This is a genomic window from Halomonas sp. 141, assembly GCF_002810305.1.
In the GTDB taxonomy this organism is placed as follows: domain Bacteria; phylum Pseudomonadota; class Gammaproteobacteria; order Pseudomonadales; family Halomonadaceae; genus Vreelandella; species Vreelandella stevensii.
Window position 1 is genome coordinate 1 of sequence record NZ_PINZ01000157.1, and the last position, 313, is coordinate 313.

Here is a 313-nt window from a genome sequence, read left to right on the forward strand (position 1 = left end):
ATGGGCGTTTCATCCATCGCCAGCACCCGGCTGCGCAACACGTTGTCGGTCTGGGCATCCACGATGGGGCGCAGCAGGTCGATGGCACGCTTGACCAGGTTCGTCAGGGTGCTGCGGCTGACGGTGATACCGGCCTGCTGGATGCGCTGGTGTTGACGATACAGCGGCAGGTGGAACTGGAACTTGTCCACCAGCAGCCCGGCCAGCAGGCTGACGTCGGCCAGGCTGTTGTCCAGCACGTTGAACGGGGCCGGTGTGGTGATGGGCTTCTCGGTGCCCTTGCGCCGGAACACCGGGCGTTCGCACTTGAGCA

The 313-nt window shown here is 64.9% G+C and carries 1 protein-coding gene; it reads right to left on the minus strand.

The features are described 5' to 3' along the window. Nucleotides 1-313: IS66 family transposase (locus CWI66_RS17795; protein WP_157809016.1), on the minus strand; the 313-nt coding region annotated here is incomplete at both ends.